Here is a 12535-nt window from a genome sequence, read left to right as displayed (position 1 = left end):
CATGCGCCGGCCGCTGCTGTGGCTGTTGTTATGGGCGATGCCTGCGCTGGCAACGGCGCAGGACGCGCCGTTGCGCGTGGCTTATAAGGGCGAGCTGTTGTCGTTGAATCAGACGCAAGTGATCGCGCGCGAAGCGTTGCCAGAGTCGTTCGATGCACCGTTGGGCAGCTTGTGGAAGCTGTTTGTCTACGCGTGGCTGGTGGACAACGGCGCGCGCGAGCCTGCTTACGAATGTCGCGGGCAGTCGAAGGAAGAGGTTTATTGCTGCTCGGCGGGCGGCCGGATCGAACGTGATCAGGCGCTGGTGAAGTCCTGCGGTTTGTATTTCGAGCCGGCTCGATTGGCCATTGCTGCGGCGGATTGGCGCGCATATTGGCAGGCGCGGCAGGCGCCAGGATGGTTGCTCGACTTGTCGTCGGTGCAACCGGCTACTCGGGTCACTGTTGCCGATTTGCTCAAAGTGCTGGCTTCGATGCCGGCGCAAGATCAGATGCGCCGCGTGCTGCTTGATGTCGTGCTGAGCGCAGCGGACGGCAATGTTGTCGGTGAGTTGGGCGGGCGTTTGCGGGTCAAAACCTGGAGCTGGCTCGGCGATCAGGATGCGCAATCGCGCCAGGGTGGATTCGCTGGCTGGACCCACGACGGCGCGCCAATCTGGGCGGGTGGGCGTGGCACCAGTCAGAGGGTGTTGCGGCATTACGGGCAGGCGCTGGCAAGCGTTTTGCCGACGGCTTGGCCAGCGGACGCAGGGCGTTGTGTGGAAGTCGGACTGTTCGCGAAATATCCGCTGTCGAAGGTTCTCGCGGGTGATCGTGTGGCGTCGTCTGGTCCGTTGCGCGGCGACTACCGTGTCGAATTCGCCAATGGCAACGCGCTGGATATCCACAGCGACGGCGAACTGTTTCTGCTCAACGACAAACTCGTCGCGAGGCTTGATCGCGAAGAGTACGTCGCTCGCGTCCTCGAACGCGAAGCCAGACCCGAACCCGCCGAAGCGGCCAAAGCCCTCGCCGTCGCCATCCGTACCTACCTGCTGCAAAACGCCACGCGTAACGGCGAATGCCTGAGCATCGACGACAGCAGCAGTCGCCAACGCGTCGCCCCGCGCCCCGCCTCCAGCGAGTCACGCCGCATCGCCGCCTGGACCGCCGATCTGGTCCTGGCCGGCAGCACCGTCACCTATCACTCCGACCAGCCCGGCCCGGACAAGCTCGCCTGGCAGCAAGCCGTCGCACAAGCCAACGCTGGGCAGCGCTACGACGCGATCCTGCTACACGCCTATCCACGCGCCAGCCTCAGCCGCTGGGACAACCCGGTCGCCTCCTGCGAAGCGTTACCCACCGCGCAGGACTGGCTGCAGAAACAACGACGCGGCTGGCGTCCGAAGCTGGAAAGCGAAACCGGCTACAACGAAGTCAGCGCGTTCGCCGTGTGCAAACTCGCCTTCGGCCGGCCCTTTGTCGACCGCGAACGCCAGCGCATTTACGTGCGCGGCGTGCTGACCCTGCAGGATCGCCTCGACCTGACCCACGAATACCTGCACCTGGCCTTCGAAGCACACCCCAACGGCCAGGATGAAACCTACATCGAAGGGCTCGCCCGTCACCTCTTGCTGGAATAGACCATGACACTCCGTTATCCACAGGTCTTGCTGCTGCTCTGTGCCCTCAATGGACTGCCGCAGGCTTTTGCCGCCGACGGCGTCAAACTCGACACCCCGGTCGGCGGCTGGCGCAGCGGCGCACCGGAAGGCGAGGGCGAAAGCTTCCGGCAGACGGTCAACTACCCGGCCTCGTCGGTCAACACCCCGCTCGGCCAGGCCAACACCGCGCGCATCAGCGGCCAGATCAAAGCCATCCCCAAGAACAACGAACCCGGCCGGCTGATCGTCAACGGCGTCAGCATGCCGCTGAAAATCGACCCCGCCGGCCGCTTCGACCGACCGTTCTCCTTCCCCAACGGCAGCAACAGCGTCGAAATCCGCAGCCCCGACGGCCAACAGCGCCACCGCACGCAGTTCCTCAACGCCCGCGGCGGCGCCACTCCGGCCAAGCTCCGCGTCCTGCTGGCCTGGGATAGCGACGGCACCGACCTCGATCTGCACCTCATCACCCCCGACGGCGCCCACATCTGGTACGGCAACCGCAGCGCCGCCAACGGCGCCGCGCTGGACGTCGACGTCACCACCGGCTACGGCCCGGAAATCGCCGCCATGCCAGCGCCGATCAAAGGCCAGTACCTGGTTTATGTGAATTATTACGGTGGCGGGTATCGCGGGGATGACGAAGGCGGGGATGAAGCGGTGCAGGCGCTGACGACGGCGCAAGTGACGGTGATTACGGAAGAGGGCACGCCGAGCGAGAAGATGGAGACGTTTCTGGTGCCGATGCGGGCGGTGGGGGAGTTGACGTTGGTGAAGTCGTTTAGTTATCCGTGAGGGGCATTTGTCCAACAGGTTGTTGGGCAAATGCAGTGAGCAGTAGCTTGCTGCTCAACCCTTATTCTCAGTCCAACTCAGCCAGACTGAGCTTGACTCTCTGAGGTGCGGCGAGGCGCTCATTAACGATGGCGGTAAGTTCGTCATCGTCATCACTGCTTCGTTTTCCTTTGAAAGGCAGCTCGCCTCGTTCGGCAATCTGATTCAGCGCATCCTCAATGTGGACTGAGACTATGGGCATTTGTCTAATCCTGCGAAAAGTTGGCCCAACGGTAACCAATGGACTGCGCGACGTACAAGCGAGAAATGCGAATTCAGCCAGTCGATATGATTTGCTGCAGACATTAAAAAGCCGGCTTGTGGCCGGCTTCTCGGGGACTGGCTTGGTTTATTTTTGGTAAACCGCGCCAGCCTTCAAAACGTACATCCGGATCTGCGTCCGGCTGTGGGACTTGGTCAGGCGTTGGTCTGCCGCGTCGGGCGTCATCTGAGCCGCGGGAGCGGGTCGATGCGCAAATGTGGGGCGCAGGATACTGAGTTTTGCTTTGGATTCCCAGCCTCAAGTGCGGTTTAGAGCGACTTCGGCGGTACAAATTCTGGATTTTTACCGCTTGTCAGGGCCTCTTCGCGGGCAAGCCCGCTCCCACAGGGTTCGTCGAAGAGCCGAGATCGGCGAGCCCGTCACAAAAACGGCACCACCGGCCTGCGCTTGCCAAGCGTCGACCACCAGAATACCCAGCCCAGAATATGGATCCGCTGCTCCTCGATCTGCGCCGGCCGGAAAACCTCGTCGGGGTATTCGGCGCTGTTGTGGCTGCGCATGCGCAGGCCGTTGCCGGGCATGCGGTGCAGGTATTTGATGCGCAGCATGCCTTCGTGTTCGACGGCGTAGATTTCGCCGTCGACAACCTGGGTCAGGCCGCGGTCGATGGCGACGATGGAGCCGTCTTCGATGCGTTCGGCCATGCTGTTGCCGATCATGTGGGCGCAGATGGCGTTGGCGTGCTTGATGTCGAGTTGGTCAAGGTGGGCGCGGGGCAGGCGGATGGATTGGTCCGGGTCGAGGATGACCTCGGTTTTGCCGCCGCCGTTGGCAATGGGGGCTTCCTTGAAGAACGACAGGTCGATGTCGCTGGGGTTGACGACCGTGTACACCCCGCGAATGGCCTGGGCATCGAACGTGTCGCCATTGCTCGCCGGAGCGTGCAGGCGCGGGATGTCCTTGACGCCTTCTCCGGTCTTCAGCCAGTCACTATTGACCGACAGCAGGCGTGAGACTTCTTCCATGCGATACGCCGGGACGCCCCGGGTGTACCAGTTATGAACGTTTTGGGCTTCCGTGCCCCAGAACTTTGCGAAATCCGTGGTGCTGATGTTCGCTGCTTCCAGGAGTGCCCTGAATCGTGGACCGCTAGTGTTCTTTCTCATAAACACGAGTCTACGGGCGGGCTAGAGCGGTTTGAATAAACTCGGCGTTCAAAAAATGGCTGTATTTTGCGACTGGATGTAAGACTTGCTTGTGGGAAATTAAACAGATTAAAACCGTATGCTGAATTTTAAACACGCTGTTTAACGAAGTTTTCCAGGCACAAAAAACCCCGGAATTCCGGGGTTTTCGTCAAGCCTAACGCGAAGCGCAATGGCTCAGCCTTTGTAGGCGGCAACCGACTTGGTGATCGCTTCGCGGGCGGCGTCTGCACCGGCCCAGCCTTCGATCTTGACCCATTTGCCTTTTTCGAGATCTTTGTAGTTCGCGAAGAAGTGCTCGATCTGCTGGATCAGCAGGGGTGGCAGGTCGGTGTATTCCTTCACGTCGACGTACAGCTGGGACAGCTTGTCGTGTGGCACGGCGATGACTTTGGCATCGCCGCCGCCGTCGTCGGTCATGTTCAGGATGCCGACCGGACGGGCACGGATAACCGAGCCTGGGGCGACCGGGTAAGGGGTCACGACCAGCACGTCGAGGGGGTCGCCATCGTCAGCCAGGGTGTTCGGGATGTAACCGTAGTTGGCCGGGTAGAACATCGGGGTGGCCATGAAACGGTCAACGAACAGGCAATCGCTGTCTTTGTCGATTTCGTATTTGATCGGCGCGTGGTTGGCCGGGATCTCGATCGCGACGTAGATGTCGTTCGGCAGGTCTTTGCCAGCCGGAATCTTGCTGTAGCTCATTGGGCGTTGCCCCCGTAGTTGACCAAAAAAACCTGGTCGGATTGACCAAAAAGTGGCGGCGATTATAGGCATATTCTGCCGCGTACGCCATGTGCCGAAAGTCGTGCAGAACTCAGGCGTGCGCCTGATAGACCGGGTCCGAGGCCTGAAGTTGCCGCAACCTGCCCAACGGGTCCTGACGGTAGAAAAGCTGCAGTTGCGCATACACCCGTGGATAGGCCTCGTGGAGCAGATCCGGGGCGCTGAAAAAGTACTCGCTGGTGACGGCGAAGAACTCGGCCGGGTTCTCGGCGGCGTAGGGATCGATGGCGGTTTCGGCGTCGGGATCGTGGTCGAGTTGGCGGTTGAGGTCGTCGTAAGCCGCTTGCATCACCTCGGCCCATTCGCTGACGCGCATGTCGGCGTGCAGTGGCGGCAGGCCGTTGGCATCGCCGTTGAGCATGTCGAGTTTGTGCGCGAGTTCGTGGATCACCAGGTTGTAGCCGTCCCAGCCACCGCTGGCCATTACGCCGGGCCAGGCCAGGATGACCGGCCCTTGCTGCCAGGCTTCACCGCTGTGTTCGCCGTCCCATTCATGCTCGATGCCGCTGGCATCGCGATGGCGTTGCGGGCTGAGGAAGTCGTCGGGATACAGCACGATCTCGTGAAAGCCCTGATACCAATTCAAGTCGCCCAGCCTGAGCAACGGCAGTTGCGCCTGGGCGGCGAGCAGCAGGCGTTGTTCCTGATGCAGTTCGACGCCGGGCAGGGCGCTCAGGTGCTTGTCGTGGAGAAACAACACGCAGGCTTCACGCAGCCAGCGGTCTTCGTCGGCGTTGATGCCGTCGAGAAAGCTCAGATGGTGGCGTACCCGTTGCCACAGGTCGTCGGCAATCGGATGTTTCGCCAGGAGGCGCCGGCGACGCCAGGCGCTCAGGGACCACATCGGCTTAGTGCGATTGCACTTTGGTGCCGCCGAAACGGCTGCGCACCACGCCGATGATCATTGGCACCAGCGACAGCAGGATGATGGCCACCACCAGCAGCGACAGGTTTTTCTTGATGAACGGCACGTTACCAAAGAAGTAGCCCAAGGTGACCAGACCGCCGACCCAAAGGATGGTGCCGAGCACACTGAAGCCGAAAAAGCGCGGATAGGGCATGCGTGCCACGCCGGCAACGAACGGCGCGAAGGTGCGGATGATCGGCAGGAAACGCGCCATAGTCACCGTCTTGCCGCCGTGTTTGTCGTAGAAATCGTGGGTTTTTTGCAGGTAGTCACGACGGAAGATTTTCGAGTTCGGATTGCTGAACAGCTTTTCCCCGGCCGTTCGTCCGATTACGTAGTTGGTGCTGTCGCCCATGATCGCTGCCAGCATCAGCAGGCCGCCGAGCAGCACCGGGTCCATGCCGCCGCCCGCTGCCACAGCGCCGGCGATGAACAGCAACGAATCGCCCGGCAGGAAGGGCATTACCACCAGGCCGGTTTCACAGAAGATCACCAGAAACAGGATGGCGTAGATCCACGGCCCATAGTTGTTCACCAGCAAATCGAGGTACACATCGAGATGCAGGATAAGGTCGAGCGGGTTGAAATCCATGGGGGCACCTGTATGACGGCCCGACTCGGCAGGCCTGTGCGGATGACTTCGTGTAAGCCTACAGCCGGGTGTAGTTTTTCTTACAAGCCGGAAAAGTCGGGATTATAAGGTCTGACTGATGAAAAGCGCGTCGGTTTTGTAGCGGGGAATGTCGGGTGTGATTAATTGTCGGGCGCAGGTCAGCTGTGGTGAGGGAGCAAGCTCCCTCGCCACAGAACAACCCCACTGAGGTTCAGAGTTCGTCGCTGATCGGCAGCACGTAGTTCTTGAACTCGGTGTCTTCCTTGAAACCGATGGATTCGTAGGTTTTCTGCGCCACTTCGTTGTTGCTGCTGGTCGAGACGCGCATGCGCACGGCCTGGGTTTCCTTGGCCATCTTCTTTGCGGTACGGATCAAGTTGTCGGCGACCAGTTGGCGGCGCGCGTCTTCGGCGACGTAGATGTCGTTGAGGATCCACACGCGCTTGAGCGACAGCGAGGAGAAGCTCGGATAAAGCTGACAGAAGCCCATGAGCTTCTTGTCGTCGTCATCCGCCAGGGCCAGGTAGATCACCGATTCCTTGCGGCGCAGGCGTTTTTCCAGAAAGGCGCGGGAGGAGTCCGGGTAAGGCAGGGAACCGTAGAACTCGCGATACTTGACGAACAACGGGGTCAGCAAATCCAGATGTTCGAGGGTCGCTTGAATAATCCGCATGATAGGTCTCGTCTTCAAGTGGCTGTCTTCAACTGCTCTGACGGCGATGGGAAACCCTTGGCGGCCGTGCATCGATCCTGCCTGAAACCAGCGCAGAAAGGCAATGCGGAAACGGTTCAGGTTGTAGGTGGAGCCAGTAGGAAATTTCCTCGCATGTCGACGCCCTCGTCGGCCTCCAGAGTCTGGACCTGTGCTTCGTCCTTCAGATTGACCCCTGACAACTGCCGCCGGCAGGCTTCGCGCATCAGGTACAGCAAGCGATGCGCAGCCATGCCGTAGCTCAAGCCCTCAAGCCTGACGTTGGAAATGCAGTTGCGATAAGCATCGGTCAGCCCGACTTTCGGCGCGTAGGTGAAATACAGCCCCAAGCTGTCCGGCGAACTGAGGCCCGGGCGCTCGCCGATCAGCATTACGACCATTTTCGCGCCGAGCAACTGGCCGATTTCATCGCCCACGGCAACACGGCCCTGTTCGACCAGCACCACCGGCGCCACGGACCAGCCATCGGCGCCCATCTGCTCCTCCAGGCGCGTCAGAAACGGCAACGTGTGGCGATGCACCGCCAGCGCTGACAGGCCGTCGGCGACGACAATCACCAGATCGACGCCGCCCGGGTGCGCCGTGGCGTAGTCGCGCAAGACCTGCGCCGATTCATCGCTCAGCTTGCGTCCCAGATCCGGCCGTTGCAGGTAACTGTTGCGATCCAGTGCGGCGCTGTGCAGCAGCAGACTGTCACGCCCGCGTTCAGTGAGTTGTGCGCTGATTGCGGCGTGATCGAAGGCCAGATGCACCGCATCCCGCGCCTGCGCGTGGGCAAACTGAAAGTCCAGTTGCGCCCGTGTCGGCAGGCTGGTGCCGGTGCGGCCCAGGGCAATGCGTGCAGGGGTCAGGCGGCGCAGTTCCAGCCACGGGTTTTGCGGATCGACCGGTGGTTTTTCCATATGACTCATCCCAAGTGCGCCAAGGCCTGACGGAAGGCCGGCGGCAGGTTATTGCCAAAGCGAACCTTGCCGTCCGCCTGGGTGAAGATGCCCATGTTCGCCAGCCATTGCTCGAACTCCGGCGCCGGTTTCAAGCCCAGGGTCTGGCGCGCATAGAGGGCGTCGTGGAACGAGGTGGTCTGGTAATTGAGCATGATGTCGTCGGAGCCGGGGATGCCCATGATGAAGTTGATCCCGGCGACGCCGAGCAGCGTCAGCAGAGTGTCCATGTCGTCCTGATCGGCTTCGGCGTGGTTGGTGTAGCAGATGTCGCAACCCATCGGCACGCCGAGCAGCTTGCCGCAAAAGTGATCTTCGAGGCCGGCACGGATGATCTGCTTGCCGTTATAGAGGTATTCCGGGCCGATAAATCCTACGACAGTGTTCACCAGGAACGGCTTGAAATGGCGCGCCACGGCGTAGGCCCTTGTCTCGCAGGTCTGTTGATCGACGCCGTGGTGGGCGTTGGCTGACAGCGCACTGCCCTGACCGGTTTCGAAATACATCAGGTTCTGCCCGAGGGTGCCGCGCTTCAGGCTGAGGCCGGCGTCGTAGCCTTCCTGCAAGACGTTGAGATTGATGCCGAAACTGGCGTTGGCCGCTTCGGTGCCGGCAATCGACTGGAACACCAGATCCAGCGGCACCCCACGGTTGATCGCCTCGATCGAGGTGGTGACGTGGGTCAGCACGCAGGCCTGGGTTGGAATGTCGTAGCGCTGGATGATCGCGTCGAGCATCTCCAGCATCGCGCAGATCGAGGCGATGCTGTCGGTGGCCGGGTTGATGCCGATCATCGCATCGCCGTTGCCGTAGAGCAGACCGTCGAGAATGCTCGCGGCAATGCCGGACGGTTCGTCGGTCGGGTGGTTGGGTTGCAGACGGGTCGACAGGCGCCCGCGCAGACCGAGGGTGCCGCGAAATTTCGTGACCACACGGATCTTCTGCGCCACCAGCACCAGATCCTGCACGCGCATGATTTTCGACACGGCGGCAACCATTTCCGGGGTCAGGCCGGGGGCGAGGGCGCGCAGACTGGTTTCATCCGCCGCGTCGCTGAGCAGCCAGTCGCGAAAGCCGCCAACGGTGAGATGGCTGACCACGGCGAAGGCCTGCTTGTCGTGGGTGTCGATGATCAGCCGGGTGACTTCATCGGCTTCGTAAGGAATCAGCGCTTCCTGCAGGAAGTGCGTGAGCGGGATGTCCGCCAGCGCCATTTGCGCGGCCACCCGTTCGCCGTCATTGAGCGCGGCGATCTCGGCGAGAAAATCCCCCGAGCGGGCGGGGCTGGCCTTGGCCATGACGTCTTTCAAGCTGTCGAAGCGGTAAGTCTGCGCGCCGACCGTGTGAGCAAAACTGGCCATTCAGCGTTCTCCGTGACGGCGCAGAACTGTCTGCGCCGTGGTTTTCGACAATCAGTGCAAGGCTTGTTCAGCTTTCTGAATCGCCGCGAATTCTTCTTCCGGCGTGCCCGCTACCAAGTGATGCCGACTGTAGAAAGCAAAGTAAGCAATTAACACTCCATAGATGATCGCCGCGCCGATCACCACCCGCGGATCGACAAGGAAGCCCGCCACCACGGCGATGCAGGCCAGCACCAGCGCCACGCCCGACGTGAAGATGCCACCCGGCGTGCGATACGGCCGGTCCATTTTGGGGCGACGGATGCGCAGGGTGATGTGCGCGGCCATCATCAGCACGTACGAAATGGTCGCGCCGAACACCGCCACCAGAATCAGCAGGTCGCCCTGACCGGTCAGCGACAAACCGAAACCGATAATGCCCGGGATCACCAGGGCCAGCACCGGCGCTTTGCTTTTGTTGGTCTCGGACAGTTTGCGTGGCAGGTAGCCGGCCCGCGACAGCGCGAAGATCTGCCGTGAATAGGCGTAGATGATCGAGAAGAAACTGGCGATCAGTCCGGCCAGGCCGACCAGGTTGACGAAGCTGCCCATCCAGGTCGAGCCGCCGTAGGCTTTGCTCAGTGCTTCGACCAGCGGGTTGCCGGAGGTCAGCAACGAATTGGCGCCGGCGCCGCCGGGGCCAACGATGAGAATCAGCAGAGCGAACATCAGCAGCACCAGCATGGCGCCGATCAGGCCGCGCGGCAGGTCGCGCTTGGGGTTCTTGGTTTCTTCAGCGGCCAGCGGCACGCCTTCGACGGCGAGGAAAAACCAGATCGCATACGGAATCGCCGCCCAAACGCCAACATAGCCGAACGGCAGGAACGGGCTGGCGCCGGCAGCAGCGGTCACCGGGATGTCGAGCAGGTTGGCGACATCAAAGTGCGGCACCATCGCCACCAGAAACACCCCCAGCGCCAGCGCAGCGACGGCGGTGATGATGAACATCAACTTGAGCGCTTCGCCGACCCCGAAAATATGGATGGCGATGAAGATGATGTAGAACGCCAGATAGATCATCCAGCCGCCGATGCCGAACAACGACTCGCAGTAGGCGCCGATGAACACCGCGATCGCGGCGGGGGCAATGGCGTATTCGATGAGGATTGCGGTGCCGGTGAGAAACCCGCCCCACGGCCCGAAGGCGCTGCGGGCAAAACCGTAGCCGCCGCCGGCGGTGGGGATCATCGATGACAGTTCGGCCAGAGAAAAACACATGCACAGGTACATGGTCGCCATCAGCAACGTGGCGAGGAACATGCCGCCCCAGCCACCTTGGGCGAGGCCGAAGTTCCAGCCGGCGTAATCGCCGGAGATCACATAAGCGACGCCCAGCCCCACCAGCAGGACCCAGCCGGCGGCGCCTTTTTTCAGTTCGCGTTGTTGGAAGTAGTCCGTGCCGACTTTTTCGAAGTCGACGGAGGAAGTTGCCGGTTGCGGATTTGCATGATCGCTTGGCATAAGCAGTTACCTGTTTTTATTGTTTTTATCCAACCTGTTCGCTGAAGTGGCGCATTACCCCTGTGGGAGCGGGCTTGCTCGCGAAAGCGGTGTGTCAGTGACTTGGATATTGAAGGTATGACCGCCTTCGCGAGCAAGCCCGCTCCCACAGTGGATGTGTGGTCGCACGCAGATTCTCTGTGGGAGCGAGCCTGCTCGCGAAGCTATTCAAGGGGCGATGCAGTAATCACTGCCTCGCCCCGTCCGCTTAAAAGAACCCCAACGGATTGATGTCGTAGCTCACCAGCAGGTTCTTGGTCTGCTGGTAATGGTCGAGCATCATCTTGTGCGTCTCACGCCCGACGCCGGACTTCTTGTAACCACCGAACGCGGCGTGCGCCGGGTACAGGTGGTAGCAGTTGGTCCATACGCGACCGGCCTTGATCGCCCGCCCCATGCGGTAGGCGCGGTTGATGTCGCGGGTCCACAGGCCGGCGCCGAGGCCGAACTCGGTGTCGTTGGCAATCGCCAGGGCTTCGGCTTCGTCCTTGAAGGTGGTGATGCTCACCACCGGGCCGAAGATTTCTTCCTGGAACACGCGCATCTTGTTCGTGCCCTTGAGCAGGGTTGGCTGGATGTAGTAACCGGTGGCCAGGCTGCCCTCGAGTTTTTCCACCTTGCCGCCAGTCAGCAGCTCGGCACCTTCGCCCTTGGCGATCTCCAGGTACGACAGGATCTTGTCGAATTGCTGCTCCGACGCTTGCGCGCCGACCATGGTCTCGGTGTCCAGCGGATCGCCGCGTTTGATCTGGCTGACTTTCTTCATCACCGCCTGCATGAATTCGTCGTAGATCGATTCCTGCACCAGCGCGCGGGAAGGGCAGGTGCACACTTCGCCCTGGTTGAAGAACGCCAGCACCAGGCCTTCGGCGGCTTTTTCGATGAAGCTCGGCTCGGCCTGCATGATGTCTTCGAAGAAGATGTTCGGCGACTTGCCGCCCAGTTCCACGGTGGACGGAATGATGTTTTCCGCCGCGCATTTCATGATGTGCGAGCCGACCGGGGTCGAGCCGGTGAAGGCGATCTTGGCGATGCGCTTGCTGGTCGCCAGTGCTTCGCCGGCTTCTTTGCCGAAACCTTGCACGACATTGAGTACGCCCGGCGGCAGCAGGTCGCCGATCAGTTCCATCAGCACGCAGATGCCCAGCGGGGTTTGCTCGGCGGGCTTGAGCACCACGCAGTTGCCGGCGGCCAGCGCCGGCGCGAGTTTCCACGCGGCCATCAGCAGCGGGAAGTTCCATGGGATGATCTGGCCGACCACGCCCAGTGGTTCATGGATGTGATAGGCCACGGTGTTGCCGTCGATTTCCGCAGCGCTGCCTTCCTGAGCGCGCAGGCAACCGGCGAAGTAACGGAAATGGTCGGCTGCCAGCGGGATATCCGCGTTGAGGGTTTCGCGGATGGCTTTGCCGTTGTCCCAGGTTTCGGTGATCGCCAGCAGTTCGAGGTTTTCTTCGATGCGGTCGGCGATTTTCAGCAGGATCAGCGAGCGCGCCTGCACGGAGGTTGCGCCCCACGCATCGGCGGCAGCGTGGGCGGCGTCCAGTGCCTTGTCGATGTCTTCGGCAGTGGAACGGGGGAATTCGGCGATTGGCTGGCCATTCACTGGCGAGGTATTGGTGAAGTACTGACCTTTGACCGGCGCGACGAACTCGCCGCCGATGTAGTTACCGTACTTGCTCTTGAACGAGACTTTGGCGCCTTCAGTACCGGGGTGGGCGTAACGCATGATGATGTTCTCCTTGGCTTTGTACTTATTAGAGAAACGCGCA

General features: G+C 61.2%; 12 protein-coding genes. 2 read left to right on the top strand and 10 right to left on the bottom strand.

The annotated features are described in order from the left end of the window. Position 1 precedes the first annotated feature (1 nt). Together HU765_RS07030 and HU765_RS07025 are read left to right on the top strand one after the other, a co-directional pair. The gene (locus HU765_RS07030) at positions 2-1621 is read left to right on the top strand and encodes a DUF2300 domain-containing protein (RefSeq protein WP_186619520.1); all 1620 of its coding nucleotides are present in this window, start codon (positions 2-4) and stop codon (positions 1619-1621) included. Between the two features lie 3 nt (positions 1622-1624). Then, positions 1625-2437, top strand: coding sequence for a DUF2135 domain-containing protein (locus HU765_RS07025; protein WP_186619519.1), 813 nt, complete (start codon positions 1625-1627; stop codon positions 2435-2437). Positions 2438-2504: 67 nt separating this feature from the next. Here HU765_RS07025 and HU765_RS07020 read toward each other — a convergent pair whose 3' ends face one another. From HU765_RS07020 to HU765_RS06975, 10 genes are all read right to left on the bottom strand, one after another. Then, complete coding sequence (locus HU765_RS07020; RefSeq protein ID WP_186619518.1) at positions 2505-2678, bottom strand: hypothetical protein; 174 nt, start codon at positions 2676-2678, stop codon at positions 2505-2507. Positions 2679-3118: 440 nt separating this feature from the next. Beyond that, the gene (locus HU765_RS07015; RefSeq protein WP_186546768.1) at positions 3119-3865 is read right to left on the bottom strand and encodes a helix-turn-helix transcriptional regulator; all 747 of its coding nucleotides are present in this window, start codon (positions 3863-3865) and stop codon (positions 3119-3121) included. A 216-nt stretch (positions 3866-4081) separates the two neighbouring features. Continuing rightward, a complete protein-coding gene (gene ppa, locus HU765_RS07010; protein ID WP_003205933.1) occupies positions 4082-4609 on the bottom strand; it encodes an inorganic diphosphatase in 528 nt (175 codons plus the stop codon). A gap of 112 nt (positions 4610-4721) precedes the next feature. Then, on the bottom strand, positions 4722-5534 hold the full coding sequence (locus HU765_RS07005) for a zinc-dependent peptidase (RefSeq protein WP_186619517.1): 813 nt from the start codon (positions 5532-5534) through the stop codon (positions 4722-4724). 4 nt (positions 5535-5538) lie between these two features. Beyond that, complete coding sequence (locus HU765_RS07000) at positions 5539-6189, bottom strand: DedA family protein (protein WP_016773001.1); 651 nt, start codon at positions 6187-6189, stop codon at positions 5539-5541. A gap of 232 nt (positions 6190-6421) precedes the next feature. Then, positions 6422-6883 (bottom strand): GNAT family N-acetyltransferase, encoded by a 462-nt coding sequence (locus HU765_RS06995; RefSeq protein ID WP_003228592.1) that lies wholly within the window; start codon positions 6881-6883, stop codon positions 6422-6424. Positions 6884-6999: 116 nt separating this feature from the next. Next, on the bottom strand, positions 7000-7824 hold the full coding sequence (gene eutC / locus HU765_RS06990) for an ethanolamine ammonia-lyase subunit EutC (protein WP_186619516.1): 825 nt from the start codon (positions 7822-7824) through the stop codon (positions 7000-7002). A gap of 5 nt (positions 7825-7829) precedes the next feature. Then, positions 7830-9224, bottom strand: coding sequence for an ethanolamine ammonia-lyase subunit EutB (locus HU765_RS06985; protein WP_186619515.1), 1395 nt, complete (start codon positions 9222-9224; stop codon positions 7830-7832). Positions 9225-9275: 51 nt separating this feature from the next. After that, positions 9276-10724 (bottom strand): ethanolamine permease, encoded by a 1449-nt coding sequence (eat, locus tag HU765_RS06980; protein WP_186619514.1) that lies wholly within the window; start codon positions 10722-10724, stop codon positions 9276-9278. A gap of 247 nt (positions 10725-10971) precedes the next feature. Next, positions 10972-12492 carry an aldehyde dehydrogenase family protein gene (locus tag HU765_RS06975; RefSeq protein WP_186546773.1) on the bottom strand — a complete coding sequence of 507 codons (1521 nt, stop codon included), beginning with the start codon at positions 12490-12492 and terminating at the stop codon, positions 10972-10974. Between the last annotated feature and the right edge of the window lie 43 nt (positions 12493-12535).

It is taken from the genome of Pseudomonas sp. SWRI81 (assembly GCF_014268545.1).
In the GTDB taxonomy this organism is placed as follows: domain Bacteria; phylum Pseudomonadota; class Gammaproteobacteria; order Pseudomonadales; family Pseudomonadaceae; genus Aquipseudomonas; species Aquipseudomonas hamedanensis.
This window is presented reverse-complemented; position numbering and strand designations above follow the sequence as displayed.

Bases quoted from the DNA above. Each gene is read 5' to 3' on its own strand.
- HU765_RS07030 (WP_186619520.1), top strand. From the start codon at position 2: ATGCGCCGGCCGCTGCTGTGGCTGTTGTTATGGGCGATGCCTGCGCTG.
- HU765_RS07025 (WP_186619519.1), top strand. From the start codon at position 1,625: ATGACACTCCGTTATCCACAGGTCTTGCTGCTGCTCTGTGCCCTCAAT.
- HU765_RS07020 (WP_186619518.1), bottom strand. From the start codon at position 2,678: ATGCCCATAGTCTCAGTCCACATTGAGGATGCGCTGAATCAGATTGCC.
- HU765_RS07015 (WP_186546768.1), bottom strand. From the start codon at position 3,865: ATGAGAAAGAACACTAGCGGTCCACGATTCAGGGCACTCCTGGAAGCA.
- ppa (WP_003205933.1), bottom strand. From the start codon at position 4,609: ATGAGCTACAGCAAGATTCCGGCTGGCAAAGACCTGCCGAACGACATC.
- HU765_RS07005 (WP_186619517.1), bottom strand. From the start codon at position 5,534: ATGTGGTCCCTGAGCGCCTGGCGTCGCCGGCGCCTCCTGGCGAAACAT.
- HU765_RS07000 (WP_016773001.1), bottom strand. From the start codon at position 6,189: ATGGATTTCAACCCGCTCGACCTTATCCTGCATCTCGATGTGTACCTC.
- HU765_RS06995 (WP_003228592.1), bottom strand. From the start codon at position 6,883: ATGCGGATTATTCAAGCGACCCTCGAACATCTGGATTTGCTGACCCCG.
- eutC (WP_186619516.1), bottom strand. From the start codon at position 7,824: ATGGAAAAACCACCGGTCGATCCGCAAAACCCGTGGCTGGAACTGCGC.
- HU765_RS06985 (WP_186619515.1), bottom strand. From the start codon at position 9,224: ATGGCCAGTTTTGCTCACACGGTCGGCGCGCAGACTTACCGCTTCGAC.
- eat (WP_186619514.1), bottom strand. From the start codon at position 10,724: ATGCCAAGCGATCATGCAAATCCGCAACCGGCAACTTCCTCCGTCGAC.
- HU765_RS06975 (WP_186546773.1), bottom strand. From the start codon at position 12,492: ATGCGTTACGCCCACCCCGGTACTGAAGGCGCCAAAGTCTCGTTCAAG.